Source organism: Photorhabdus sp. RM71S, assembly GCF_042879355.1.
In the GTDB taxonomy this organism is placed as follows: Bacteria; Pseudomonadota; Gammaproteobacteria; order Enterobacterales; family Enterobacteriaceae; genus Photorhabdus; species Photorhabdus kayaii.
In genome coordinates this window covers 1-262 of sequence record NZ_JBHFKV010000268.1, presented here as the reverse complement: position 1 = coordinate 262, position 262 = coordinate 1, and the positions used below count along the sequence as shown (strand labels likewise).

Below are 262 nucleotides of genomic sequence, written 5' to 3'. Positions count from 1 at the left end.
CACCGCCGCCTATGGGGTGAACGGCTTCACCGATGAGATGCGGCAGGCGTTTCAGCGGCATGGCGTTAAGCAGGTCTTGATCGCCTACGACAATGATCCGGCAGGCAATGAAGCGGCGGTAAAACTGGCCGCCGAACTAACCGCCGTCGGTATCACCGTGTTCCGGGTGGTGTTCCCCGAGGGCATGGATGCCAACGGCTATCTGTGTCAGGTCGCCGAGCCGGAACGGGCCTTCGGGTTGTTGCTCGACAGTGCCGTGCCG

1 protein-coding gene is annotated in these 262 nt (G+C 62.6%); it reads left to right on the top strand.

Annotation, left to right across the window (positions count from 1 at the left end; all coding sequences use genetic code 11):
• Nucleotides 1–262, top strand: a 262-nt coding sequence (locus ACGF5R_RS24840) for a toprim domain-containing protein (protein WP_387693316.1), incomplete at both ends; no start/stop codon positions are given.